21 protein-coding genes are annotated in these 26400 nt (G+C 64.4%); 4 read left to right on the forward strand and 17 right to left on the reverse strand.

The genetic code is table 11. The features are described 5' to 3' along the window. Nucleotides 1–29: 29 nt before the first annotated feature. Together MSIL_RS12515 and MSIL_RS12520 are read right to left on the reverse strand one after the other, a co-directional pair. Entirely contained in the window at nt 30–1235 is a 1206-nt protein-coding gene (locus tag MSIL_RS12515) for an NAD-dependent formate dehydrogenase (protein ID WP_012591449.1), read from the reverse strand. Nucleotides 1236–1487: 252 nt separating this feature from the next. Then, nucleotides 1488–2399, reverse strand: a complete 912-nt coding sequence (locus MSIL_RS12520) for a LysR family transcriptional regulator (protein WP_012591450.1) — start codon at nt 2397–2399, stop codon at nt 1488–1490. Between the two features lie 186 nt (nt 2400–2585). Between MSIL_RS12520 and MSIL_RS12525 the strand changes: the two genes are divergently transcribed. Further along, nucleotides 2586–3062: a glutathione peroxidase gene (locus MSIL_RS12525; protein WP_012591451.1), complete on the forward strand. Its 477-nt coding sequence runs from the start codon at nt 2586–2588 to the stop codon at nt 3060–3062. Nucleotides 3063–3071: 9 nt separating this feature from the next. Here MSIL_RS12525 and MSIL_RS12530 read toward each other — a convergent pair whose 3' ends face one another. After that, nucleotides 3072–3278: a dodecin gene (locus tag MSIL_RS12530; RefSeq protein WP_012591452.1), complete on the reverse strand. Its 207-nt coding sequence runs from the start codon at nt 3276–3278 to the stop codon at nt 3072–3074. Between the two features lie 114 nt (nt 3279–3392). Next, nucleotides 3393–5177: a patatin-like phospholipase family protein gene (locus tag MSIL_RS12535; RefSeq protein WP_012591453.1), complete on the reverse strand. Its 1785-nt coding sequence runs from the start codon at nt 5175–5177 to the stop codon at nt 3393–3395. A gap of 173 nt (nt 5178–5350) precedes the next feature. Between MSIL_RS12535 and MSIL_RS12540 the strand changes: the two genes are divergently transcribed. Both MSIL_RS12540 and MSIL_RS12545 read left to right on the forward strand, forming a co-directional pair. Further along, nucleotides 5351–8581: a GH36-type glycosyl hydrolase domain-containing protein gene (locus MSIL_RS12540; protein WP_012591454.1), complete on the forward strand. Its 3231-nt coding sequence runs from the start codon at nt 5351–5353 to the stop codon at nt 8579–8581. Between the two features lie 133 nt (nt 8582–8714). Next, entirely contained in the window at nt 8715–9752 is a 1038-nt protein-coding gene (locus MSIL_RS12545; RefSeq protein ID WP_012591455.1) for a hypothetical protein, read from the forward strand. Nucleotides 9753–9808: 56 nt separating this feature from the next. Here the strand turns inward: MSIL_RS12545 and MSIL_RS12550 are convergent, their stop codons facing one another. The 7 genes from MSIL_RS12550 to MSIL_RS12575 form a co-directional block, all read right to left on the reverse strand. After that, nucleotides 9809–10231, reverse strand: a complete 423-nt coding sequence (locus MSIL_RS12550) for a YciI family protein (protein ID WP_012591456.1) — start codon at nt 10229–10231, stop codon at nt 9809–9811. Between the two features lie 118 nt (nt 10232–10349). After that, entirely contained in the window at nt 10350–10868 is a 519-nt protein-coding gene (locus MSIL_RS12555; RefSeq protein ID WP_083772309.1) for a winged helix-turn-helix transcriptional regulator, read from the reverse strand. A 184-nt stretch (nt 10869–11052) separates the two neighbouring features. Further along, nucleotides 11053–13248, reverse strand: a complete 2196-nt coding sequence (locus MSIL_RS12560) for a xanthine dehydrogenase family protein molybdopterin-binding subunit (RefSeq protein WP_012591458.1) — start codon at nt 13246–13248, stop codon at nt 11053–11055. A 3-nt stretch (nt 13249–13251) separates the two neighbouring features. Next, the gene (locus tag MSIL_RS12565) at nt 13252–13731 is read right to left on the reverse strand and encodes a (2Fe-2S)-binding protein (protein ID WP_012591459.1); all 480 of its coding nucleotides are present in this window, start codon (nt 13729–13731) and stop codon (nt 13252–13254) included. Between the two features lie 317 nt (nt 13732–14048). Next, entirely contained in the window at nt 14049–14345 is a 297-nt protein-coding gene (locus MSIL_RS21705) for a hypothetical protein (protein WP_012591460.1), read from the reverse strand. A gap of 85 nt (nt 14346–14430) precedes the next feature. Beyond that, entirely contained in the window at nt 14431–17667 is a 3237-nt protein-coding gene (locus tag MSIL_RS12570; RefSeq protein WP_012591461.1) for an efflux RND transporter permease subunit, read from the reverse strand. Nucleotides 17668–17804: 137 nt separating this feature from the next. Next, nucleotides 17805–18977: an efflux RND transporter periplasmic adaptor subunit gene (locus MSIL_RS12575; protein ID WP_012591462.1), complete on the reverse strand. Its 1173-nt coding sequence runs from the start codon at nt 18975–18977 to the stop codon at nt 17805–17807. A gap of 460 nt (nt 18978–19437) precedes the next feature. Here MSIL_RS12575 and MSIL_RS12580 point away from each other — a divergent pair, with 460 nt between their 5' ends. After that, on the forward strand, nt 19438–20880 hold the full coding sequence (locus MSIL_RS12580; protein WP_187148727.1) for a catalase: 1443 nt from the start codon (nt 19438–19440) through the stop codon (nt 20878–20880). A gap of 63 nt (nt 20881–20943) precedes the next feature. Here MSIL_RS12580 and MSIL_RS12585 read toward each other — a convergent pair whose 3' ends face one another. Genes MSIL_RS12585 through MSIL_RS12610 form a run of 6 tightly spaced genes read right to left on the reverse strand, consistent with a single transcriptional unit; the run spans nt 20944 to nt 26393 of the window. Next, nucleotides 20944–22239 carry a BatD family protein gene (locus MSIL_RS12585; protein ID WP_012591464.1) on the reverse strand — a complete coding sequence of 432 codons (1296 nt, stop codon included), beginning with the start codon at nt 22237–22239 and terminating at the stop codon, nt 20944–20946. Continuing rightward, nucleotides 22232–23053 (reverse strand): tetratricopeptide repeat protein, encoded by an 822-nt coding sequence (locus MSIL_RS12590; protein WP_012591465.1) that lies wholly within the window; start codon nt 23051–23053, stop codon nt 22232–22234. The genes MSIL_RS12585 and MSIL_RS12590 overlap by 8 nt, the downstream gene beginning before the upstream one ends. Next, nucleotides 23050–23979 carry a VWA domain-containing protein gene (locus MSIL_RS12595; protein ID WP_012591466.1) on the reverse strand — a complete coding sequence of 310 codons (930 nt, stop codon included), beginning with the start codon at nt 23977–23979 and terminating at the stop codon, nt 23050–23052. The genes MSIL_RS12590 and MSIL_RS12595 overlap by 4 nt, the downstream gene beginning before the upstream one ends. After that, entirely contained in the window at nt 23976–24953 is a 978-nt protein-coding gene (locus tag MSIL_RS12600; RefSeq protein ID WP_012591467.1) for a VWA domain-containing protein, read from the reverse strand. Before MSIL_RS12600 ends, MSIL_RS12595 begins: the two co-directional genes overlap by 4 nt. After that, on the reverse strand, nt 24950–25441 hold the full coding sequence (locus MSIL_RS12605) for a DUF4381 domain-containing protein (RefSeq protein WP_012591468.1): 492 nt from the start codon (nt 25439–25441) through the stop codon (nt 24950–24952). Before MSIL_RS12605 ends, MSIL_RS12600 begins: the two co-directional genes overlap by 4 nt. Further along, on the reverse strand, nt 25434–26393 hold the full coding sequence (locus tag MSIL_RS12610) for a DUF58 domain-containing protein (protein ID WP_012591469.1): 960 nt from the start codon (nt 26391–26393) through the stop codon (nt 25434–25436). Before MSIL_RS12610 ends, MSIL_RS12605 begins: the two co-directional genes overlap by 8 nt. Nucleotides 26394–26400: the final 7 nt, after the last annotated feature.

Raw genomic sequence — 26400 nt, forward strand, 5'->3', positions numbered from 1 at the left:
ATGTCTGATGCTCCGCTCACCGCCGAAGATCAGACCGCTTTCTTGAATTTCTCAGCCTCGGCGGAGCCGCCGGTGGCGTTGCCGGCGCTGTAGGAATGCGCGCCCGTTCCGGCGAGATGACCGCCTTCGACGATGAGATATTCGTCGCGGATCGGACGTCCCTCGAAGAAGCATTCGAGGATCTCGCGCGTTCCCGCCGCATAGCGCGCCTGCGCGGTCAGCGTCGTGCCCGAGATATGCGGCGTCATGCCATTATAGGGCATGCTGCGCCATGGATGATCCTTCGGCGCCGGCTGCGGGAACCACACGTCGCCCGCATAGCCCGCAAGTTGTCCGCTTTCGAGCGCCCGCGCGACCGCGTCGCGGTCGCATAGCTTGCCGCGCGCGGTGTTGACAATATAGGCGCCTCGCTTGAACAGCTTCAGCGTTTCCTCATTGATCATGTGCTCTGTTTCGGGGTGAAGCGGGCAGTTGAGCGTCACCACGTCACAATGGGGATACATCTCCTCAGGGTTGGCGTGCCAGGTGAGATTCAGCTCTTTCTCAACCGATTCCGGCAGACGGTGGCGATCATTGTAGTGCAGCTTCACGTCGAAGGGTGCGAGACGGCGCAGCACGGCGAGACCGATGCGCCCGGCGGCGACGGTGCCGACATGCATCGCCTCAAGGTCGTAGGCGTGTTCGACGCAATCGGCGATGTTCCAGCCGCCCTTCTTCGCCCATTCATGCGAAGGCAGATAATTGCGCACGAGCGACAGGATCATCATCACCACATGTTCGGCGACGCTGATCGAATTGCAGTAGGTGACTTCCGCAACCGTGATCTTGCGGTCGATCGCCGATTGAAGATCGACATGGTCGGAGCCGATGCCGGCGGTCAGCGCCATTTTGAGGTTCTTCGCCTTGGCGAAGCGCTCCGGCGTCAGATAGGCCGGCCAGAACGGCTGCGAGATGACCACGTCGGCGTCAACAAGTTCGCGCTCGAAGACCGAATCCGGTCCGTCCTTGTCGGAGGTGACGACCAGCGTATGGCCGTTCGCTTCGAGATATTTGCGCAGGCCCAGTTCGCCGGATACCGAGCCCAGCAGCACGCCCGGAGTGAAATCGATCGCTTTCGGCGTCGGCAGGCTCTGGCCGCCAGGGTAGTGGGTGATCTTCGGCAGATCGTCGCGCGCATAGGTTTTCGGGTAGCCCGTGATCGGATCGTCGTAGAGAACGCAAAGCACCTTCGCCATCTCAAGCCCTCCTTTTTCTAAATAAAAAGAGGAAACGCTTGTGCGTCGGCTAAGCCTGATCTAGCGCAACGCCAGTCTATCGCGCAACTATGCCAGAAAGCTTAGTCTTGACGTCTTTCCTGGAACGTTTCCTCATTCGACTTTCTGCAGAGAGTTCTTTCCTCTCCTGCATCGAACGGACGGACGCTCGCGCCATTATAAGATAAAATCCAATGAAATACATGGAACAATTGATAGACGTCGTCGATCAAGTCACGGCCTCGCCTCCTTCAGCCCGGCCTCGACGTCAAGGTTCAGCACGGATCGCAACAGGGCGCCGGCCATGGGCGACGGCGGCTGCCGATCGAGAAGGACGAGGCCGATCATCTGGCTATGGACGGGCTCGACGAGATCGAGCGCGATGAGGTCCGGCGCCGCGCCAAACACATAAAAGAAACTATGCGGCACGATGCTCGCCCATTCGCCGTGGCGCAGATGCGAGCAGACGCCGAGGAAGGAATTGCTCACGATTTTCGGGCTGACCGTGACGCCGATCGATTTGGCGAGCTTGTCGATGATGCGCCGGTTCTGCATGTCGTCGCTGAGCAGGCACAAGGGCTTGCTGGCGGCCTCTTTCCAGCTGATTGCTTGGCGCGCGGCGAGAGCAGCCGTGCGCCTGGCGACGAAGACGTAGCGCTCGCGGTAGAGCGGCATCTGGCGAAGATTTTCCAGCGGCTCATTTTCGAGATAGGTCGCGCCGCCGTCGATCTCGAAGGCGTGCAGCATGCGCTCGATTTCGCGCGAGGTCATCGACCGCACATCGACCGTCGCCGCCGGATGGGTCCGCGCAAAGCGGGAGGTCACGAAGGAGATCGCCGGCATCGCCGCCGGAATGACGCCGAGGCGCAGGGTACCCGTGAGCGCCCGCCCCGCGCCGCTGATGTCGTCGCGCAGGCTGTTGTAGTCCGTGACGATCTGGCGTCCCCACATCAGGACTTTTTCGCCTTCGGCCGTGAGGCCGACGAAACGCGGGCTTCGTATGACGAGTTGGACGCCGAGCGCCTCCTCCAGCTTGCGAATGGCCGCCGACAGGGTGGGCTGCGCAATGTTGCAGAGCTGCGCGGCGCGCGCAAAATGCCGCTCCCGCGCGAGCGTGACAAAATAGGACAAATGGCGAACCAGCATTTTCGGCGTCCGGGCGAGCGAAGCATTCAAGCTATTTCTTGCAAGATACAGCTTGAGCGCATGCGCGTCGATCCGCCGCGAGCGCGCGGGCGCGCTGCGCCCCTTTCATCGGCCGGGAAGCCTCTTGCCTAGCCCGCGCCGAAAATGCCTTTATGATCCACGCGCCAATCGGGGAAGGACGAAGAGATGAACGCCTATGATTATTCGCTTCGGACGATCGATGGCGACGCCTTGCCGCTCGAAACTTTCAAGGGCAAGGCCGTGCTTCTCGTCAACACGGCGTCGGCCTGCGGACTGACGCCGCAATATGAGGCGCTGGAAGAACTTTACCGCAAATATCAGGACCGCGGGCTCGTCGTGCTCGGCGTGCCGTCAAATGATTTCGGCGGCCAGGAGCCGGGGACAGAAGCCGATATCAAGCAATTCTGCGCGCTGAAATTCAACATCGAATTCCCGCTCGCCTCCAAGGAAAAGGTGGCGGGCGCGGCGGCGCATCCGCTCTATCGCGCAATCGCCAGCGAACTTGGCGAGGCCGCCGCGCCGAAATGGAATTTCCACAAATATCTGATCGGGCGGGACGGCGCGCTCAAGGCTTCGTTCGGATCGCGAACGGTTCCCGACGCGCCGGAAATCGTCGCCGCCATCGAGGCGGCGTTGGCCTGAGTGGCGGCGTCAGTCGAGGGTGAAGCCGACCTTCAGCGTCACCTGAAAATGATGCACCTTGCCGTCCTCAATATGGCCCCGCGTCTCCACCACCTCGAACCAGCGCAGGTTCCGCAGCGTGCCGCTGGCGCGGACGATCGCGTTCCTGATCGCCTCGTCGGTCGAGACGGGCGAGGAGCCAACAAGTTCAACCACCTTATAGACATGATCTGACATATCCGGTCCCTTTTCGTTTTTGATTAGACCGCGCGGGCGAACCCGCCGCGCTCAAGCTCTCGACCCATGATTATGGAGCATCCTGTCGGTCTGCAAGTCTGCAATGTTTCGGCGTCATTCTCGGCTCCCGTCGAGCGCCGCGAGCGCCGGGTCACCCTCCTCCTCCAGCCGCTGCAATTCGCGCCGGGCCCACTCATAGGAGGTTTCAAATACGTCCTCGAATCGCGACCAGTCGAGGAAACTCGATCCCGCGGAGGCGGGCGGCGACAGGATTAGGTCCTCGCGCCCGCGCGCGAAGCAATCCTGCCGCGCATTGCTGAACACCGATTTCTGGATGACGCTGATCGGCCCCGGACAGGGCGGCAGATTGCGCCGCAACGGGTTGAGATAGGCAAGCGCCAGCTCCAGCCGGCCGGGAAGCCTGTCATAATCCACATCGAGCGGGGGCGATGGGGGCAGGCCGAGGGAAACGACGACATTGGGGCCCGATTTCAGCGAGGCCATGGGCTCCAGCGGCACATTGTCGGCGATCGCCCCATCGACCAGCATGGCGCCCTCTTTGGTGATGACTGGCGGCAGCACGCCCGGAATCGAGCTCGACGCCCGCACCGCACGCCAGACCGGGCCGGAGCGCAAAAGCTGCATCCGGTTCATCGACAGATCGGTGGCGATGGCGAAAAACGGCTTCCAGACGTCTTCGATATCGGTCTCGCCATAACGGCGCTTCAGCGCCTCGTCGAAGGGGCGATGATCCAGCAGCGAATAGCGCGGAATGGTCATTTTCCGCAGCGCGCGGCTTTCGATGAAAATATGGCGGACGCCGGCAAGAACCTCTTGCGTGCCGCGCAGCAGCGCAAAGGCCGCCGCCATCCCTGAGCCGACGCTGGAGCCGCCGAACATGTCGAATGACAGCCCGCGCTCGCTCAGCGCCTTGTAGACGCCGATATGAGCCACGCCGAATGCGCCGCCCCCGCCTGCGACGAAGCCCGTCGCACGGCCCGTTAGAAAGCGCGAGAGACTGGCGAAATCCTGGCCGTCCTCCAGCGAGACATGGTGGATCATGCCCATGTCGCGGCCCTCCAGCCATCGCCGCGTTCCGGTCACGGCGCCGCGCCGGCGCGGATGAAGGCGCACGAGCCTGCGCCGCGCGGGCGGAATCAGCTCAAAGGCGAAGGCCTCGATCTCGTTTGGCGGCTGCGGCTCGTCGCCGTCAACGACGACCACGAGTTCGTCGGCAAGCCGCAGGCGGGCGCGGGTCCATTCGGTCAGCGTCTCGTCGGTCAGGAAAATCGCGACCGGCGGCGCGGGCTCGGCTCCGAGATCCGTGACGCTGGAGAGGATGCGCGCCTTTTCAGAACCGGAGAGCGCCGCCGCGAGCCGCTCAAAAAACAGCGGCGGGACCGCGCCGCTCCCGCCCCTGACAATGGCGATCCCACTTGCTGGGGCGAGTTTAGGCAGGTGCAGCATGTTGCGCGTCGTGGCGTCGAGCCGCTTCGCCAGCCATTCGATCAGCGTGCGCTCGACCCCCGGCGCCAGCGCCTTGATGCGCTCGAAGGCGACATAGTCGATCTCGATAACGGTCGAAGGGCGCAGCGCAATAACGCTCGCGCGCCGGCGACCGCCCGCGAAAAAGGCGATCTCGCCGATCGGCTGGCCGGGGCCGATCTCGGCGACGATCTGGTCTCGCTCGGCGACGCGCGCCTCAAACCGGCCCGAGAGGACGAGATAGAAAGCGAAGGCGTCGTCGCCCTCTTTCAGAAGAAGCTCGCCGCGCGCAAGCTCCCGCACGCGCAGCCGGCCGGCGATCAGGCTCAGGCTTTTATCCGAAAGATCTCGGAACAGCTCAAGACCACGCAAAGCCGCGATCTGTTCCGACGCCACGGTCGCCTGCTCCGGCATCGCCGCCTCCTTTTGGAGCGCCTGTCCCTTCGCAGGATCTTTGCGCCTTGAAGCAGCATACGTCGATTTGCGATGAAGGTTCCATCTTTTCGGTTGCGGGCCGCGGCCTCGCCCCGCCATTCTGCGGCCTCTGCTCCCTGATTCCCCAAGCAACAGCCAAGACCGAGATTTAAATGACCGGCATTGAGGCGCGCCGCTGGACAACGCCGCGCGATGAGAACCTTGGCCTTCGCCGAATTTCGAACGCTTGCGGCCTGTCCGTCGCCGCGCTGCCGAATGGCGCGCTGTTTGCGATCGAGCATCAAGGCGCCGGCGCGCCGGTCCTCGTCAATCAGACGCTCGGCTCGCCCGTCGCAGGCGCGATCTCCCGCATCTATCTGCGGATCGAGGGCGAAGAGCCGATCGAGATAACCGGCCCGGGCGCGGCGATGTTTGGGCAAGGCGCCGACCGCTTTGTCTGGGACAGCCAATCGCATGGAATTTTTCGCCGCGTCACGCTGCTCTTGCAGCCGAGCGCCAGCGCCTGGATCTGGCGCCTCGATGTCGAGAACCGCGGCGGCGAGCCGCGCGCGATGGATGCGATTTTAATCCAGGACATCGGCCTTGGGCCGCGCGGTTTCCTCATGAACAATGAGGCCTATGTCTCGCAATATGTCGATCATTTTATCAGCCCGCATGAGCGTTTCGGCCCTGTTGTGATGAGCCGCCAGAATCTCGCGCAGGACGGGTTCTGTCCCTTCGCCATGCATGGGTGTTTTGACGGCGCCGCCGGCTTTGCGACGGACGGCAAGCAGCTGTTTGGCCCCGCCTTCCGCGACTCCGACTTGTTTCGTTTTCCTTATGGAACGGACCTGCCGAACCAGCGGCTGCAACATGAGATGGCCTGCGTCGCGATCCAGTCGACGCCGCTGCGGCTCGGCGCGGGCGCGCGTGAATCCCGAACGTTTTTTGGGCTGTTCGCGCCGGATCAGCCACAGGCCTCAAGCGACGTGGATCTTGCGCGCATCGATGCGATCGACTGGCGCGCGCCGGATTTTTCCGAGGCGCCGCTCATGGCGCGCCCGGCGCGCAGCATAGTTGAAGCCGCGCCAGTTGCGATCGCCGACGCCCTCGACGATGACGAGATCGCGCGCCTCTACCCAGACCGCTTCGAGGAGGAGTGGATTGACGGCCGGCTGATGTCTTTCTTCACGCCGGACGGGCCGCATAATCGGCATGTCGTGTTGCGCGACAAGGAGCGGATCGTGACGCGCCGCCATGGCGCGCTGATGCGCTCCGGCGCCGCCATGCTGCCAGATGATTCGACGCTCTGCGCGACGGCCTGGATGCATGGCGTATTCGCGGCGCAGCTGACAATCGGCAACACCTCATTCCACAAGCTGTTTTCGGTCTCGCGCGATCCCTATAATGTCACGCGCGGAAGCGGCCTGCGCATGCTCGCCGAGATCGATGGACGTTGGCGCCTGCTCGCGACGCCATCGGCTTTCGAGATCGGGCTCAATGACTGCCGCTGGATCTACAGGATCGGCGCGCGAACGATCATCGTATCTGCGATCGTGTCCGGCGCAGATTCGGCGATGGCGTTTGCGCTCGATTTCGAAGGCGAGCCCTGCCGCTTCCTTGTTTTTGGCCATCTCGCTTTAGGCGAGCGCGAATATGATCATCATAGCCGGGTCGAAATCGACCCTGTTTCGATGCGCGTGACGCTGCGCCCCGATCCGGACTGGCTGTGGGGCCAGCGCTATCCTCAAGCCGCCTATCATATCGTCAGCCCAGAGCCCGCTGACATCGCGGCGATCGGCGGCGACGAATTATTATATGAGGATGCTCATCAATCCGACGGTTCCTGCGTCGCGCTCCGCACGAGGCCGGTCACAGCCTTCTCCTTCGCTGTCGTCGGCTCAATGACGAGCGGCGCCGAAGCCAAGATCCTCGCCGAAAAATATGCGCGCCGGATTTTGCGCGAAGAACTTCTGGAGGCCGCGCAAGAATTCTGGAAACGCATCACCCGCGGCGCTCGCGTCCAGGGCGATCGCGCGCTGGATACGCTGATCCCCTGGCTTGCGCATGACGCGATGATCCACCTTACCGTTCCGCACGGGCTCGAACAATATACCGGCGCGGCCTGGGGCGTGCGCGACGTCTGCCAGGGTCCTGTCGAGCTGTTGCTGGCGCTGCGTCACGACGAGCCAGTCAAGGAGATTTTGCGCCTCGTCTTCGCCCAGCAATATGCAGAGACAGGCGATTGGCCGCAATGGTTCATGCTCGATCCCTATGCGATCATTCAGGATCGCGTCAGCCATGGCGATGTAATCATATGGCCGCTGAAAGCCGTCAACGACTACATCGAGGCGACGGGCGATTTCGCATTTCTTGACGAGCATATCGTGTGGCGCGGCAGGGAGGATCTCGAGCGCACCCCGCGCAAGGACAGCGTTCTCCGCCATATCGAGAAACTGATCGAGGCCATTCGCGCGCGCTTCGTGCCGGGAACGCATCTCCTCTCCTATGGCCACGGCGACTGGAACGATTCGCTACAACCCGTCGATCCGACGATGCGCGACATTATGGCGTCGAGCTGGACGGTCAGCCTGCTCTATCAACAACTGGGCCGCTACGCCGCCATCCTTGAAAAAACCGCGCGCGCCGGCGAAGCGACCTCGCTCACCGAACTCGCGGACGCTATGCGGGCCGACTTCAACGCCTTGTTGGTCGGCGATGGAATCGTGGCCGGCTATGGCGTCTTCGAGCCCGGCGCTTCCGGGCCGGAATTGCTGCTGCATCCGCGCGACGCGCGCACCGGCCTGCATTATTCGCTGCTGCCGATGACGCGCTCGATCATCGGCGATCTGTTTACGCCAGATCAGGCGGAACACCATGTTCGCATTATCAACGACCATCTTCTGTTTGCCGATGGAGCCCGGCTGATGGACCGCCCCGTTCCCTATCACGGCGGTCCGCAGAGCATTTTTCGCCGCGCCGAATCGGCGAGTTTTTTTGGCCGCGAAATCGGGCTCATGTATGTACATTCCCATCTACGCTTCGGCGAGGCGCTGGCCCACCGCGGGGATCTCGACGGGCTTTCCGACGCGCTTGGCGCGGTAAATCCCATCTCGATCGGCGACAGGCTTGAAAGCGCCCTGCCGCGCCAGCGCAACGCCTTCTTCTCCAGCAGCGACGCCGCTTTTGCCGACCGCGCTTCGGCCAGCGCCGATTGGGATCGTCTCAAGCGCGGCGAAATCGGCCTCGAAGGCGGCTGGCGGATCTATTCGAGCGGACCTGGCATCTTCATGAATCTGTTGATCCGCCACGGTTTCGGGCGCCAGAGGCTTTGGGGACGCGAGACGCCGCAACAAGGCTGGAGCCACGCCACGCTCGAATGGGATCTGGACACGACAGCGTAGCGCGGCCTGCTCGCCAAGCGTGTAGAATTCGCCATTACGACGAGAGTGGTATTGGCGCCCCGAATTGCCGGCTTCCCTACAGTGCGAAAATAGGACATTCTGCAGCTGCAACGCCCAGATGAGGACGTTAAGCATGAGCACGCTCTCGACGCTCGGCAATATTCAGCTTGATCGCTCCGCCGCTTTTCCCGCGAAATTTGCGGACAACCCGTTTCGAACGGTCGTGCTCGGGGCGATCCAACGGCGCAACGCCGTTCTCGACGCCTTGTTCTACGATGTAGACGTGGTCACGCCCGAGGAGACGCCTGATCTCGCGTTCTGGCTCGCGCGCGAGGGGGCGGTTCTTGCCGTCCCGCCATCGGGGCAGGGAAAGATCCAGCTTTTCCTGACGCCGCAGGAATTTTTCAGGGATGGCGGAGATGTCGCCGCGCTGGCGGTCGCGGGCGTCGGCAGCTCCGCCCTCGGCGCCGCGGCTTTCGCGCGCAATGTCGCGGATGCACTCGGCAAGCCGGTCGCCGCCGTGGTTTCAGGTTACGGCCTTGCCGACGTCCTGACCGAAGCGCTCGGCGGATTCTTCTGGTTCGGCGGCCTCAACAGCATCCGCCACATTTTCGAGCCGCTCGACGCCGCCTCAAAAAGCTTCTCCAAGACAGAGCAGTCGCTGGAAGCGAGCGACGGCGTCGCGTGGACGCGAACCAGCAAGGATACGGAAACCGTCATCACGCTCCTGACCCATGATCACTTTGCTGGAAAGCTGCTGATCGGTCACTCCAAAGGAAATCTCGTTCTCTCTGAAGCCTTGTATGCGATCGTTGCGGAGCATCCGGCTAAGGCACTCGAACTCGCCGCTACCTCGCGCATCGTCACGATCAGCGCCAAGATCGGCATGCCTGTGCCGTTCCACAATGTAATCGACGTGATGGGGGAGTGGGATTGGTTCGGCGCTCTCAACTCCCGGCCGGACATTAAAGCTGACTATACCGCGCCGCATGCGTGGCACAGCACCAACCCGGCCTTCCCGATGAATATGGGACTCAAGGTCACTGAGACGCTGCGCGCGGTCCTGCCGATGTTCGAGGAGCGAACCACGGCGCAGTCGATGGTGAAAATCCCTTCCACGCTCGACATGCCGCAGGTTCTGACGGCAGGCCTCCGCGCCACCACCGGATAAGGCGTGGGCGCGGTGATCTCCGCCGCGCCGTAAAGAACACGGCGACGGACGACGCCTCAGCGGCCGGCCAGCTTCTCGCGGAGCCGGTCTTCCTGTTCCGCGAGTTTGGGCGTTAGCGCTTCGCCGAAGTCGGCGGCCTCGAACAGCGGGCGAATTTCGATCTCGCTCGGGCCAGGCATCGGATTGGGACAGCGCTTCACCCATTCGACTGCCTCGGCGATGTCCTTGACCTGCCAGAGCCAGAAGCCGGCGATCACCTCGCGCGTCTCGGCAAAGGGACCGTCCGTGACGATACGGCTCGCGCCGTCGAAAGCGACGCGCTTGCCCTTCGCCGACGGCTTCAGACCCTCGCCGGCCAGCATCACGCCGGCGGCGACGAGCTCTTCATTGAACTTGCCCATGGCCTCAAGGAGCGCGGTTTCGGGCATGATCCCCGCCTCGCTGTCTTTCGTCGCCTTCACCAGAACCATAACGCGCATCGCCTGCCTCCTCTGATCCGCGAAGGCCGAGCCGGCCTTGCTGATCATACGACGAATGAGCGGCGGCGGGATCGACATCCCGCCAAAACTTTCTTCAAACGGGAGGCGGCCTGGGATTTTAGCGTTTCACCCGGCGCGGCGCCGGCGCCGACGCCTCATGCTTTTCGGCGTAGCGCTCGCACATCGCCGCGCTCGCCGCCGGCCCCGGGGCAAGCTTCAGCCGCTTTCCGGCCAAAGGCTCGCCGGTCGCGCGATCGACGAGAACGGGATCGAGCGCGCGGCCGGTGTCGAGATCGACGATCTGCAGCGCCTCGCCCTCCGGCGCGAAATGGCGATTGCCATAATCCAGCAAAGCGAGAATCACGGGGAAAAAATCGCGGCCGCGATCGGTCAGCACATATTCATAGCGCTTCGGCCGCTCCTTATAGAGCCGGCGTTCGAGCAGCCCATCCTCGACCAGCGTGCGCAGCCGCCGAGTCAACATGTTGGGGGCGATCTTGAGGCTCGCCTCGAAGGCGTCGAAGCGCGTGACGCCGTTGATGGCGTCGCGCAGAATCAGCATGCTCCACCATTCGCCGACTCTTTCGAGACTGCGCGCGATCGGGCATTCCATGGCTTCGAAGCTCTTGCGACGCATGGCAGTTACAAAAGCGGCCGGAGCGTCCGAGAGCGCGAGCTGCTCGGACGCTCCGATCTTGTGAGGGCGCAGGACGCCCGGATTAAAGCCAGCAGCTTCTTTCGAGGTCATGCTGCAAATCGCGCCTTTTTCGCAAGTCCAGCCGCCGAACATTTTTGCGTGACAAGGGCACGCAAATTTCCGGTCAGGCCGATTTTAGCGCGTTGGCGTCTATCGGCAGTTTCCGCAGCCGCTTTCCGGTCGCGGCAAAAATCGCGTTGACGACGGCGGGCGCTATCCCGGCGGTGCCAGGCTCGCCTGCTCCCCCCGGCGGTTCAGTACTTTCAATAAAATACGTCTCCATCTTGGGCGCTTCATTGATTCGGAGCAACTGGTAACTGTCAAAATTGGTCTGCTCCACGCGCCCGTCCTTGATGGTGATTCCGCCATAGAGCGCGGCCGTAATGCCAAAGATCTGGCCGCCCTCGATCTGCGCTTTCAGCGTATTCGGGTTCACCTGCCGCCCGCAATCAAATGCCGAGACGATTCGCGTCACCTGCACCGTGCCATCTCTCGCCACCGAAACTTCGGCGACTTGCGCGAGATAGCTGCCGAAGGCCAAGATCACTGAGACGCCGCGGCCGGAGCCCGCCGGCAGCGGAGAACCCCAACCCGCCTTTTCCGCCGCAAGATCGAGCACGGCTTTCGCGCGCGGAGCCTTGCCGAGCAAAGCGCGACGAAATTCGACCGGATCTTTCTTCGCCGCCGCCGCAAGCTCGTCGACAAAACCTTCGACCATGAAGGAATTGTGGGTCGAGCCGACGCCGCGCCACCAGCCAGTCGTCATTCCGGCGGGCGGCTCATGCCGGACATAGTCGACGAGCAGATTGTCGAAGCTGTAGGGACCAGAGGCGCCTTCGACGGCGTCGGAATCGAGCCCGTTCTTGAACAAGGGCGGGGCCCAGCGCGCCAGGATCGAGGAGCCGACGACGCGGTGGCTGAATCCTGCGACGCCGCCTTTGTCGTCGAGGCCCGCCGACAGGACGTCATAGTAGTAGGGCCGGTAGACATCGTGCTGGATGTCTTCCTCGCGCGACCAGATCACCTTGACCGGGCCTTCGACCTGTTTGGCGATGGCCACCGCCTGCGCAATCGCGTCGACGTCGAGTCTGCGGCCGAAGCCGCCGCCGATCAGATGGTTATGCACCTGAACTTTCTCGATTGGCAGGCCGAGAACCTTGGCGCTGACCGCCTGCGCCCGCGTGATCACCTGGGTGCCGGTCCAGATGTCGCAGCCATCCTTGCGCGCGTCGACCGTGCAGTTCTGTGGCTCGAGCGCGGCATGGGCGAGGAAGGGCTGCTCGTAAACGGCGGTAAATTTTCGCGCCGCTCCGGCGATCGCACGGGCCGAATCGCCGGCTTTTTCGCCGACGGCGCCGTCAACGGTCGCGGCCTGCTTCATCTGCGCGATGAGCTCGTCCTGCGAGAATTGCGCGTTCGGACCGTCGTCCCATTCGATCTCGAGCGCGGCGAGGCCTTTCTTGGCTGCGCCATAATGATCGGCGACGACGGCGACGGCGTTATCAAGCTTGACGATCTGGCGCACGCCCCTGACGGCCTTTGCTTTCTCGTCATTGACGCTCTTCAATTTGCCGCCAAAAATCGGGCAGGCGGCGACGTCGGCGAATTTCATCCCCGGGAGGATGACGTCGATGCCATATTTGGCCGAGCCATTGATTTTCAGATGGGTATCGACCCGCTTCGCCGGCGTGCCGACGAGTTTGAAATCCTTCGGATCCTTCAACGGAACCTGGTCCGGGACCGGATAGGTCGCGGCCTTGTCCGCGAGCGCGCCATAGGCGAGCTTGCGGCCGGAGGCCTTGTCGATCACTTCGCCTTTGTCGGCATGCAAAGTTGACGGATCGACCTTCCATTCTTCGGCGGCCGCCTTGATCAGCAGCGTGCGCGCCACGGCGCCGGTGGTCAGCAGCGGCTTCCACAGCGCGCGCACGGAGGTTGAGCCGCCGGTCACCTGAAAGCCGAGCAGCGGATTGGCGTAGAGCTTGTCGTCCGGCGGCGCCTGCTCAACGCTGATCTGGTCGAGCCCGACCTCAAGTTCTTCGGCGACCAGCATCGGCATGGAGGTGAAGGTGCCCTGACCCATTTCCACCTGCGCGACAATGATCCCGACTTTGCCGTCGCGACCGATGCGGACGAAGGCGTTTGGGGCGAAACCGGCGAAGGCGCCCGTCTTTGCCGCATCGGCCAGCGCGGCGCCCGGCAAATGGAAGCCGAGCAGCAGGCCGCCGCCGGCGGCGGCGCTGACCTTGATGAACTGGCGCCGCGACGGCGCCGCAGGGGAGGCGGACGACGCGCCTGATGATTCGATGTCGAGGAACATGGTTCAGCCTCCCTGCTTGACGGCGCCGGCGTCATTGGCGGCGAGCTTGATAGCCTCGCGGATGCGGCCATAGGTGCCGCAGCGGCAGATATTGCCCGTCATCGCGTCGTCGATATCGGAGTCGGAGGGATGTGGATTGCCGGCGAGCAGCGCCGTCGCCGACATGATCTGGCCAGACTGGCAGTAGCCGCATTGCGGCGTCTCCGTCGCCAGCCAGGCCTTTTGGATTTTTGCTCCCGCTTCGGTCTCGCCAATCGCCTCGATCGTGGTGATCGCAGAGGCGCCGATGCTGTCGATCGTCGTGATGCAAGAGCGGATCGGACTGCCGTCCTGATGCACCGTGCAGGCGCCGCAGAGCGAGACGCCACAGCCGAATTTTGTTCCCGTCAGCGCGAAAATATCGCGCAGCACCCAAAGCAGCGGCGTGTCGCCATCCACGTCGGCCGTTCGTTCCTTGCCATTGACTTTGATTGTATAGGCCATGGGCATCTCCCAAGATGTCGGTGATTGCATCGCGGAGTTCATCGCGATCTTTGGCGATCGGCGCATGAGCAGGGCGAGATGACGCGCGCCGCCCCCGGCCATATGCCGGGGAGCGACTCAGCCAAGCGAAGGCGGACGCATCATCGGCGCCGCTTTCGTTAGCTTTCATTATGATAGCTAGTTTTTGCGCCTGCGCAATTAACCCTCGCCGCAGCGAGGTTCACAATTTCGGCAGCAGCGGGGTGGCGAAGGGACGCCTTGAACGCATCCTTCGAGGCGCCGCTTCTACGGCTTCTCCGGATGAGGGGGCCGCATTTTCAGCGGATATGAACGCCGTCGCAGCGGCCATCTTCGGTCTTGAAGTAAATTGGATCGCAGGGGCTGTCATCGGCCGCGCACATCTTGACGCAGGTTCGCGACGGCGCAGAGGCCTCGGCCTCCTCTTCCCAATCCTGCGGATCGTCCTCGCCCGGCGGCATTGGCACGGCGTCGGGCTCGCCCGGCGTTCCCATGAATTGGACGAAGACGATGGGAGCGTTTACGTCCTCGGCCCGCGCCGCGAGAGAGATGGCGGAGGCGACAAAGAGAAGGCTCAAAGACAATCGACGCAGCATGCCATGTCTCCGCGGGGCTGCGAAAGCGCTACCTCCGGATTGTGACAGGGTCAATGCAGATCGCCCCCGCCTTGCCCGACGCCTGTCAACTCCCCGCCGGCTCTTTCACCACCATCGCCTTGTGTTCGTCGCCGCGGCCGCCATGTTCGCCTCCCGGCGGCGGGGGCGTCTTCTTGCCGCGCAAACGCTCGAGCCGCAGCGAGATCCCGCGCACCACGACATAGAAGGTCGGGGTGAACAGAAGGCCGAACATCGTCACGCCGAGCATGCCGGCGAACACCGCCGTGCCGAGCGACTGGCGCATTTCGGCGCCGGCGCCCTCCGCCCGGGCGAGCGGCAGAACGCCGAAGATGAAGGCGAAGGAGGTCATCAGGATCGGCCGCAATCTTGTCCGCGCCGCCGACACCGCGGCCTCGAAGCGGGTGTGCCCCTCCTCCTCCGCCTGCTTGGCGAATTCGACGATCAAAATCGCGTTTTTGGCGGCAAGGCCGACCAGCACCACAAGGCCGATGTCGACCAGAATGTTGCGGTCGAAGTCGCGCCAGGTGACGCCGATCATCGCCGCCAGAATACACATCGGCACGATCAGAATGACCGCGAAGGGCAACGCCCAGCTTTCATAGAGCGCGGCGAGCAGCAGGAAGACGAAGACGACGGCAAGGCCAAAGGCGAGGATCGCCGTATTGCCCGCGAGCTTTTCCTGCAGCGCGATTTCGGTCCATTCGAAGCCAAAGCCCTGCGGCAGGGTTTGTTTGGCGAGCGCCTCGATCGCGGCGATGCCCTGCCCCGACGAGAATCCGCGCGCCAGAGCGACCTGCACCTCGGCCGCGGGATAGAGGTTATAGCGCGTGACGCGGAACGGCCCGGTCGTGTCGTTCAGCGAGGCGACCGAACCAATCGGCACCATATCGCCATTGGCGTTGCGCGTCTTGAGGTTGGCGACGTCGCGCGTCGTCAGCCGATAGGGATTGTCGGCCTGCGCCGTGACCTGGTAGGTGCGCCCGAGAATATTGAAATCATTGATATAGGCGGAGCCCATATAGACGGAGAGCGTGTCGAACACGCGCGAGATCGGCACGCCAAGTAGCTCAGCCTTGGTGCGATCGATATCGGCGTAGATCTGCGGCGTCTTGGTGTTGAACAAAGTGAAGGCCTGGACGAACCCCGGATTTTGGTGGATCGCCCCGACGAGGCCCCAGGTCGCGCCTTCCAGCGCGGGCAGGCCGCGGCCCGATCGGTCCTGCACATAACCCTTGAGGCCGCCGCCGGTGCCGATGCCCGGAACCGAAGGCGGCTCCAGCACGAAGGCGAAGGCGTCGGTCAGAACCGCAATATGCTGGCGCACGTCGGCCAGAATTTTGGGGGCCGTCAGCCCCGCCGGGACGCGGTCTTTGAATGGCTTCAGCGCGACGAAGATGACGCCGGTGTTGGTGGCGTTGGTGAAAGTCGCGCCATCGAAGCCGGCGAAAACCACCGCATGTTCGACGCCGGGGCGCTGCAAGATAATGTCGGTCGCCTGCCGCAGCACCTTGTCGGTGCGGTCGAGCGAGGAGCCGGGCGGAAGCTGGAAGGCGGCGATAAGATAGCCGCGATCGAGCTGCGGAATGAGCCCTGTCGGCGTCTTGTTCAGAATATCGAAGGCGAAATAGATGAGCCCCGCATAGACGATCAGGACGACGACGCTGATCCGGATCAAGCGCGCCGTCAGCGCCCCATAGCCGGCGCTAAGCTTTTCAAAGACCCAGTTGAAGCCGGCGAAGAACCAGCGAAGCGGCGTTGCGAGACGATAGAGAAATCCGGATTTTTTCGGGTTCTGGTCGCGCTGTTTGAGCAGAATGGCGGCGAGCGCCGGAGACAGGGTCAGCGACACAAAGGCCGAGATGACCGTTGCGCTGGCGATGGTGATGGCGAACTGCTTGTAGAAGGCGCCTTGCAGACCGGTGATGAAGGCGGTCGGGATGAACACCGCGCAAAGCACGAGGGCGATCGCGAGCAGCGCGCCGCCCACCTCGTCCATCGTCTTATGCGCGGCGTCTTTCGGCGCAGCGCCATGTTCGAGATAGCGTTCGACATTTTCCACGACGACGATCGCGTCGTCGACGACGATGCCGATCGCCAGCACGAGGCCGAACAGGGATAGCGTGTTGAAGGTGAGGCCGACGCCGCTCATGAACAGGAAGCAGCCGATCAGCGACACCGGGATGGCGATGACGGGAATAATCGCCGCGCGCCAGGTCTGCAGGAAGACGATGACGACGAGCACGACGAGGCCGATCGCCTCATAAAGCGTGTGCACGACCTCGTCGACGGACTGCTGAATGAACTCGGTCGGATTATAGACGACGGTATAATCGATGCCGGGCGGAAAATCCTTCTTCGCCGTCTCCATAGCGGCGAGCACCGCAGCCGCGGTCGCCAGCGCGTTCGAGCCGGGCCGCTGGAACATCACCATCGCCGTCGCGACGTCGCGGTCGAGATAGGCGTTGACGGTATAATCCTGCGCGCCAAGCTCGACGCGGCCGATGTCGCGCACGCGGACATAGCCGTCGGCGTCGGACCTGATGACGATGTCCTCGAACTGGGCCGGATCGGTCAGGCGTCCCAGCGTCTGCACCGACAGCTGGAAGGCGGATGGCGAGGAGACCGGCGGCTGGTTGATGGCGCCCGCCGCGACCTGAAGATTGGCGGCCTGCAAGGCGGCGACGACTTCCTCGACGGTCAGGCTGCGCGCGGCGACTTTCGCCGGATCGAGCCAGATGCGCATGGCGTAGTCGCGCGCGCCGAAAATATCGACGCGGCCGACGCCGTCAACGCGCGCCAGCGAATCCTTGAGATAGAGCGTCGCATAATTGGAGATATATTGCTGGCTGCGCGATCCGTCGGGCGAGATCAGATGCACGACCATCATGAGGTCGGGCGAGGCCTTCTGCACGGTGACGCCCTGCCGGATCACCGGCTCGGGCAGACGCGGCGTCGCAATGGCGACGCGATTTTGCACCAGCACCTGCGCCTGATCGACATTCGTGCCGGGCTTGAACGTCACGTCGATCGAGAGCCGCCCGTCGCCGGTCGACTGCGAGGTGATGTAGAGCATGTCGTCGACGCCGTTGACCTGCTGCTCGATCGGCGTCGCGACGGTCGCCGCGATGACTTCGGCGGAGGCGCCCGGATAGGTCGTCGTGATGTTGACCGTCGGCGGCGCAATCTCCGGATATTCGGAGACGGGCAGCGATCTTTGCGCGATGGCGCCGGCGATCGTTAGAATGATCGACAAAACCGCGGCGAAGATCGGACGGTCGATGAAGAAATGAGAAAAACGCATGCTCGTCCTTAACCGGTGACGCGGCAGCGCCGGCGCGGGCTGTCCTGACCCGCGGCGGCGCTCGGTGTTTCATCGTTGCAAGCGGACCGTTGAAAGCCCGCTGATCACGTTATGCGTTCCTCAGCGCCTTGAGCGCGTCAATTCGAGGCGACAGGAAAGGCGATCTCGCCGGTCTTGGGGACGACCACCGCGCCTGGACGCACGAATGGGTTGGCGATGCCGGCGATGATGACGCGATCGTCAGGCTTGAGGCCGGCGAGCACGACGCGAAGCCCTTCATGCATGGCGCCGAGCGTCACCGCCTTGGGGACCACCTTGTTGTCGGGGCCGACCGTCATGACGATCTTGCTCGCCTGGTCCGAGACGATGGTCGCGTCGGGAATGAGCAGCGCATTGATGTTGCCGCCGAAAAGACGCAGGCGGCCGAAGGTGCCGGGCAGGAGAAACAGATCCTTGTTCTCGAACACGGCGCGGCCGCGGATGGTGCCGGCGCGCGAATTCAGCTGATTGTCGACGAAATCCATGACGCCGGCGTGGCTGTGGGTCCAGTCGGTTTCGTCGGCGAGGCGCACCATGACCGGGTTCTTGAATTCGCGCGAGGACGGCCGCTCCTTGGCCGTGGCGAGACGGGCATAGCGAATATAATCGGCCTCCGAGGCGTCGAACACGAAATGGATCGGATCGAGCGTGACGATGGTGGTGAGCAGCGTCGTCGCCCCGGTCTGGCCGCCCTGCACCAGATTGCCGACGTCGACCTTATGGTCCGAGACGCGTCCCGGGATCGGCGCGCGCACCTGCGTCCATTCCAGATTGAGCTGGGCGTTACGCAGCGCGGCCTCGGCGCTGAGCTGCTGCGCCCTGGCGATGTCGAGCGCGGATTTGCGCTGGTCGACGTCGCGCGAGGTGATCGCGCGGCTTTCGACGAGCTGCTGCGCTCGGACGACGTCATTGGCGGCGACCTCGACCTGAGCCTTCGCCTTGGCGACATCGGCTTTGGCGCTGTCGACGGCGATCTGGTAGGGGCGCGGATCGATCACGAACAGAAGATCGCCAGTATTGACGATCTGGCCGTCGACGAAATTGATGGTGTCGACCGCCCCCGACACGCGCGGACGCACCTCGACCTGCTGCAGCGGTTCGAACCGTCCGGTATATTCGTCCCAGCGCGGCACCAGCTTCGCCAACGGATTTGCGACGGTGACTTCAGGCGGCGGCGGTCCCTCCGCCGCCTGCGCGCCAAAGGCGCCAAGAGTTATGCCGATGACGAGCATCAGCCGCGCGAGCGGCCTGGCCGGAGCAATTGGTGTCATCAAATTCAACTCCATGAGCCTTGTTCGGGCGGCGTGAGCCTTGCCGCCCGCAATCGCCGGCGCACGATCCGGCGTCCGCAAGGACGCAATCTTGCCGCCCTTCAAATCGCAAACTTGCTTGCAAAATGCAAGTGACTATCCCCGGCGGCACTCTTGGCCATTCCGCACCTGTCTAACCGGCTTGCCGGAACCCTACCAAGCAGCGACTATGCGTCCAAGGGCCGCACCAGATCCCCCAGCCGCGAGCTTGACGCAGAAACCCGCCGTCAAGGCTCCGCTTGTTCGCTCAACCCGGTGACGATCGCGCGACGCCTGATCCTCCCCAGAGCCAAGACATTCCGCCAGGTCATCGCCGCAGGCGATCACAACCATCGAAACTGTCGTTTCGACGGCAGCAGCCGCGCTCGGTACCTTCGCCGCCACATAGCCATCAGGAGATACGCCTGTGACCAACAAGATCATGACGACGACCGGCGGCGCGCCGGTCTCCGACAATCAGAACTCGATCACCGCCGGCCCGCGCGGGCCGGTGCTGATGGAAGATTATAAGCTGCTTGAGAAGCTTGCGCATCAAAATCGCGAACGTATTCCGGAGCGCACGGTCCACGCCAAAGGCGTCGGCGCCTTCGGCGCGCTGACCGTCACCCATGACATCACACGCTACACCAGCGCCAAGCTGTTTTCGGAAATCGGCAAGAAGACAGAGGCGCTGGCGCGCTTTTCGACCGTGGCCGGCGAGCGCGGCGCCGCCGACGCCGAACGCGACGTGCGCGGCTTCGCGCTGAAATTCTACACCGAGGAAGGCAATTGGGATCTCGTCGGCAATAACACGCCGGTGTTCTTCGTTCGCGACCCGCTGAAATTCCCGGATTTCATCCATACTCAGAAGCGTCACCCGAAGACAAATCTGCGTTCGCCGACGGCGATGTGGGATTTCTGGTCGCTTAGCCCCGAAAGCCTGCATCAGGTGACGATCTTGATGTCGGATCGCGGTCTGCCGCAGGGCATGCGCCACATCCATGGTTTCGGCTCGCACACATTCTCCTTCATCAATGCGCAGAACCAGCGCCATTGGGTGAAATTCCACTTCAAATGCATGCAGGGCATCAAGAACTGGACCAATCGCGAAGCCGAGGCCGTTGTCGCCACGGACCGCGAGAGCGCGCAGCGCGATCTTTACGACGCGATCGAGCGCCGCGACTATCCGAAGTGGCGCTTCTTCATCCAGGTCATGACGGAAGAGCAGGCCGGCAAGACTTGGTTCAATCCGTTCGACCTCACCAAAGTGTGGCCGCACGCCGAGTTCCCGCTGATCGAGGTCGGCGTTCTGGAGCTCAACCGCAACCCGGAAAATTATTTCGCAGAGATCGAGCAATCCTCCTTTTCGCCATCCAATGTCGTGCCGGGCATCAGCTTCTCGCCCGACAAGATGCTGCAGGCGCGGATCTTCTCCTATGCCGACGCGCATCGCTACCGCGTCGGCACGCATTATGAATCGCTGCCCGTCAATCGGCCCAAGAACGCCGTCAACACCTATCATCTCGACGGCCCGATGCGCCCTGACTGGTCGAGCAATCCGGACGCCTATTATGAGCCGAACTCCTTCAACGGACCGGCGCAGACCAATCAGCCGGAAGAGCCGCCGCTGCCGATCGCCGGCGACGCCGCCCGCTACAATCATCGCGACGGCAATGATGATTATACGCAGCCCGGCAATCTGTTCCGGCTGATGTCGGAGTCGCAAAAGCAGCAGCTGTTCCACAATATCGCCGAGGCGATGACGGGGGTGCCGCTGTTCATCATCGACCGCCAGCTCTCTCATTTCGACAAGGCGGACAGGGCCTATGGCGCGGGCGTGCGCGCGGCGCTCGCCGAACATGGCGTGCTGCTCGCGGCCGAATAATTTTCATTAGACCAACAAAAAAGAGCGGCGGATTTTCGCCGCTCTTTTTTGCCTTTGGCGGAGCTAACCGTCCAACGGCGCGAGCGCAGTTTGGCGCGGCGTCGGGATCGCCGCCTGCCGCCAGGCGACGCCGATCTGCTTTGCGAGGCGCGACAAATCCGGCGCGGCCGCAACGCTTTCCCGCCCGAAAAGGCGCGCGTCGATCGCCGCAATCGCGTCCGCGATCTCCGGCGCGGACGCGGCGCGGCGCCAGCGCGCGCCGTCGAGGCGCGCCAAAGCCAGAGTGGCCGCGCGGAACGCCGAAAAATCGCCGGCGCGCGCGGCGCGGCGCATGTCGCGCATCAGCCGCCCTGCCGGCCCAAATCGCGACGACAGAAATTCGCGCCAGGAGGGAGACGTGAGGATGAAAAAGGCGAGGGCGGCCGTCCAGACAAAGCTCGCCGCGCCCACGGCGATCGGCCAGGACGACAACATCGAGCCCTTTTCCGGCGCCGCGGCCCGCATCGGCGCGGTCGGATCGATGAAGGCGACGGTCTGCGCCGGGATCGCGGCGTCGCGCATCTTGCGTTCGCCGACATCGAACCAGGGGATATGAACGGCCGGCATTTTTGCGGGATCGCTTGAGATCGGACGGACGTCGTAGCGATAGACCGCCCGCGCGACGGGGCCGGCGTCGGTCGTGATCGTCGCGCGCTCGGCGGGAGCGGCGAAAACGATCACGCCCGGCGCGCGCATGTTCGGCGGCGGCGGCAGGCGGTCGGCGGTCAGGCCTAAGGCCTCGATCGTGATCGTGCGCCGCGACGTCTCATTGAGGCCGAGCCGGTCGGGGCGCGGATCCCAATGATCGGCGATGGTGACGGATTTCGCCGGCAACCACCAGTCGCCCGGCTTGCCGAGGCCGTCATGCGCGCGCACGTCGAGCGTCACCGGGGCGGACGTAAAGGCGGTCTCGGTGCGGCTGTTGTCCGGGGCGATGAGTTCGACCTTGCGCGTGAAGGGCTCGATCGTGAGCCGCCCGGCGCTGCGCGGATAGATCGCGATCACCCGCTCAATGCCGGCCACAGTCACGCCATTGATCGTCGTCGAGACCGGCGAATCGCGGCCAAACTGTTGCCAGTCGAAATTGATGAGGTCCGGCTGCGAGATTTCATGGGCGGCGACGGGCGCGCCGATAAAGGAGCGCAGACGCAGCAGCAGCATTTCGCCGACATAGGGCGCCTCCTTCGGCCCGTCGATGACGGCCTCGGTCCGATTGAGCGGTTCGGCTTTGGCGTAGGGAATAGTGACAATCAGCGTGCAGAACATCGCTGCGACCGCCGCTGCAAGCCTGCGCCGGCGAAAAATCTGCGCGTCAATCATCCTCATTCGCCTCCGGCGCGCCAGCCTTGCGCCGCGCCTGTTCCGACAGAATATGCAGTTTCAGGAACGATCCGGGATCGTCCGGCAAAGCGTCGAGCCAGTCGCGCGTCGGCAGCACGGCGTGGGATTCGAGGCGGCGGCGGGAGCGGAGATCCCGCGCGGCCATCAGTTTGGTGATGTCGACCAGCACGCCGCCGGCGCGGCCCTCCCCCTCGGCGTTGCCGGCTGAGCCGGTCGCCTTTCCGGCGCCCTCGCGCGCGGCGCCGGGATCGCCGACGCCGGATTTCGGCGCAGAGCCGGCGCCGTCCGGCCCGGTCGATTTCGATTGAACCGTGCCGACAAGGCCGCTGCCCGAACTCGTCGCCTCGCTCAATTCCGGCGTCGCCCGCGGCGTGTGAATCTGCCGCGTCGCGTCGGCGTTGGCGACGCCGCCTTCCTTCTTGCCGCCGTCCGCGCCCGCAGCCGAAAGCAGGGAGGCGATCAACTCCCTGTTGGCGGCCGCGTCCTCGTCATCCGGGTCAAAGGAGATCGCCGCCTCATAGGCCTTGACCGCCTCTTTGTAATTGCCCTCGCGCGCGAAAGCGTTGCCGCGATTATAGGCGTTCTCGGGCGCCTCGCCGAAAGCCTGCGCCGCCTCGCTCCAGCGCCCGGCGGAATACAGCGCCGCCCCTTTCCAGCCGGGATTTTGAAAGAATTCCGCCGCGGCGGAGGGAAAGCCGAGCGAGAACAGGAGATGTCCGGCAGCGGGCCGGCCCCAGACATAGAGCCCAGCGAGAGGCGCCCCGATCAGCAGAGCGAGAATGAGCTTTCTCATCGCGCGATCCTGCGGAACGCGAGGAGAAGAGGAAGGCAGGCGGCGAAAGCCAAATAGCGCCCATAGTCGCGCCAGTAGAGCGAGGCGACGCTGGAGCCGCCGAGCCGGCGGATGGCGCGGCCGGCAATGGCGGCGGTGACCGGAGACGGCCCCCCGGCGTCGGCGGCGACGCCGGCGCCCGCGGCGGCCAGTTTCGCCAGCGCCGCGCGGCCCGCGCCTTGCCCGCTTTCGCCGCGGCTGTCCTGCGAGGCAAACAGCGTATGCACCTTGAGCCCGGCGGCGGCGAGCGCCCGCGCCTCGCTCAAGGCGGCCTCGTTGACGCCGGCGCCGGAGGAGATCACCGTCACATCGCCGGCGACGATCTTGGCGTTCGCCGCGAGCCGGCGCGCCAGCGCCAGAGCGCGGTCCGGCCGCACGCCGGGATCGGGCACGGTCTCGCCGTCAAGCGCGAAGATCAGCGAGCCGGTCGCGGCGGAATCGTCGGTCATGGGCGCGGCGAGATAGGCGTCGCCCGCATAGACGATCAGTCCGGTCTGTCGCGCGGCGCCGGCCTCCAGCGCAAGATGGGCCGCCGTCGTCGCCTGCCGCAGCTGTGCGCGATCGGTCGCCTCGCTCGAGAGATCGACGAGGATCAGATTGGCGTCGAGATTGCGGAACCTGTCGGCGTCGCGGCGTTTTAGTGCCGGCCCGCTGAGCGCGAGCGCCAGAACGACGAGCGCCCACAGAGCGGGAGCAAGATCGGACTTGCCGCCGGGCGCAAGCAGCCCCCGTCGCGCCATGGCGGAAAGAAGCGGCGGATCCACGGCCCGCTCCCATTGGCCAAGCCCGCCGCCGCGCGTCTTGATCGCGTAAAAAGCCATCGCCGCGAGAGGTAAGGCGAGCAGCCACCACGGCCGCAGCAGCGCGAAAGAGCCGAAAGCGATCATAGCTGCGGCCTGCGCAGAAAGCCGAGGCCGGCGCAAGCCAGAAAGGAAAGGCCGGCGGCATAGGGCCAGAGCTCGCGCTGCTGCACCGAGACGCTCGCCGCCGCCTCGCCGGCGACGAGGCGCTCTATCGCCGCCGAGGCGTAGGCCAGATCTTCGGTCGTGCGCACCCGGAAAGCCTCGCCGCCGCCGATTTCGGCGAGCCTTTGCAAGGCGAGGAAATCGACCGGATCGCCAAGGCCGTTAAAAGTCTGGGTGTCGACCACGCCAAGCCCAATTGTATAGATTTTCACGCCAAGATTATTGGCGAGTTCGGCGACGCCGGTCGGGTCTGTGGTGCCGGCGTCATTGGCCCCATCCGACAGCAGGACGATGACGCGCGAGGGCGCCTTCGATTCCGTCAATCGCTTCAGCGCAAGGCCAAGTCCTTCGCCGATGGCGGTGGAATGGCCGACAAGGCCCAAGGGAATCTCGGCGAGCGTGCGGCTGACCGCGTCGACGTCAAAGCTCAGGGGCGCGGCGGCATAGGCGCGCTCAGCGAAAATCACGAGGCCGATTCGATCGCCGGTCCGGCGCTTGATCAAAGCGGCGCCGACCCGCTTCAAGGCGTCGATCCGGCTCGCGGCGTGGCCGTCGAGCACGAAATCCTCGGCCGCCATGCTGCCGGAAAGATCGAGCGCAAAGACAATGTCGCGGCCGGAGGCGGGCTGCGCTGGGCTCGCGGCGATCGTGCGGGGTCCGGCCAGCGCGACGACGAGCAAAATCCAGGCGATCCAGGCGAGCAATACGCCAAGCCTTGAGCCGCTCGGCCGCGCGGCGGCGCGCCCGCCCGCCTTGAGGCGCTCGGCGATGGCGCGCGGAATGGTCAGGCCGCCGGCGGTCGCGGCGCGGTCGCGGCGCCATTTGAGCGCAAGGAGAGGCAGGGGCAGCAGCGCCAAAACAAGCGGCGCGGCAAGATCAAATCCGTTCAGGCTCAATGCGAAATCCTTACCGGGAGCTTGGACGGCAGCTTGGCCGGGAGCTTGGCGATGAGCCGCGAAAGCTCCAAATCCAGCGTCTCGGCCGTCGCGGCTTGCGAACGGCGATAGAGCGGCTCGCCGAACGCCTGGCCGGCTCCTGCGGTGAAGAAGGTCGTGCCCAATATCCGGTCGAGCCGGGCGAGCCACGCCGCTCCGTTCAGGCCGCGGGGCGCCTCGCCGTCGATCGTCCGCATGAGACGACGCAGGAGCCTGGCCTGCGCCGCCAGCCGTTCATCCGGCGGAAGGCCGCGAGACAGAGCGAGTTCGTCCAGCGCGGCGCGCCGCTCGGCGCCTCGACGGCCGGCAAGGAGGCGGATCAACGCCGTTGCGGCGAGAGCGAGACAGACGCCGGCGAGTGCGGCGGCCGCGATCAGCGCGACCTCGCCCGAATCAGCCGGCAGATGGATCGGGCGCAGCCCGGCCAGCGCCTCCACTGGGTCAGCCATCGAGACGCTCCAGCAGCGGCGCCATCGCCTCGACATCGAGGCGGGAATCGAGGCTCAAGGCGCGCGCGCCAAGCCGCTGCAGCCGGGCGACGCGCTCGTCCGGCTTTTGCGGCTCATTCGCGCCGATGCTCAGCCAACCCGCAGCGCCGGCCATTGTTGCATAAGGATAGGAGCCTTGCGGCGGCGCGGTCTCGAACCGGTCGGCGATGAGCGCGAAGGAAAGATCGCGCCGTAGCGCGATCCGCGCCACGATCTCGTCGAACTGCGGTCCCGGCTCGTCCAGCGCAGTGGCGACGACGATTGCGGCGTTCTTGCCGGCGAGCCGGTCGGCTTCCTCAAGGCTCTCGGTCAGCGGCGGATCGAGCCTTGAGCGGCTCGCCAGCGCGTTGCGATGCGCCCGCGCGAGCTCGGAGACCATGGCGATCATCGCCCGCGCGCCGCGGCCGTAGCGGATCAGATGACCGCCGTCATGCTGAATGACCATCAGGCCGACGCGCCCGTCGCGGGCGGCGCGCCAGCCGAGGAGGGTCAGCGCCTCCGCCGCCGCGACGGAGCGCAGCGCGCGCCGCGTGCCAAACAGCATGGAGGGCCGGAAGTCCGCGACGAGAAGAACGGCGCGTTCGCGTTCTTCGCGAAAGGTTCGCACATGCGGAATTCCCGTGCGCGCCATCACATTGCGGTCGAGATGGCGGACGTCGTCGCCATCCGACCAGCTCCGGATGTCATGCACCTCAAGGCCGCGGCCGCGCCGGCGATGCGCCACATTGCCGGGCAAGGTCGAGCGCGGCGCAGATTTCGGCAGATCCATGCGCTCGGCGAGATGACGGATGCGCAAGAGGTCATCGACGTCGAGATCGACGCCGGGAATGCTCTCGCCAGACTCGCGGCCAGCAAAGGCTGGCGCATCATTTTTGCGTGAGAATTGCGATTGCAAGCGCGCGAACAGGCTCATGTGCGGA

This window comes from Methylocella silvestris BL2, from assembly GCF_000021745.1.
Classification (GTDB): Bacteria; Pseudomonadota; Alphaproteobacteria; order Rhizobiales; family Beijerinckiaceae; genus Methylocapsa; species Methylocapsa silvestris.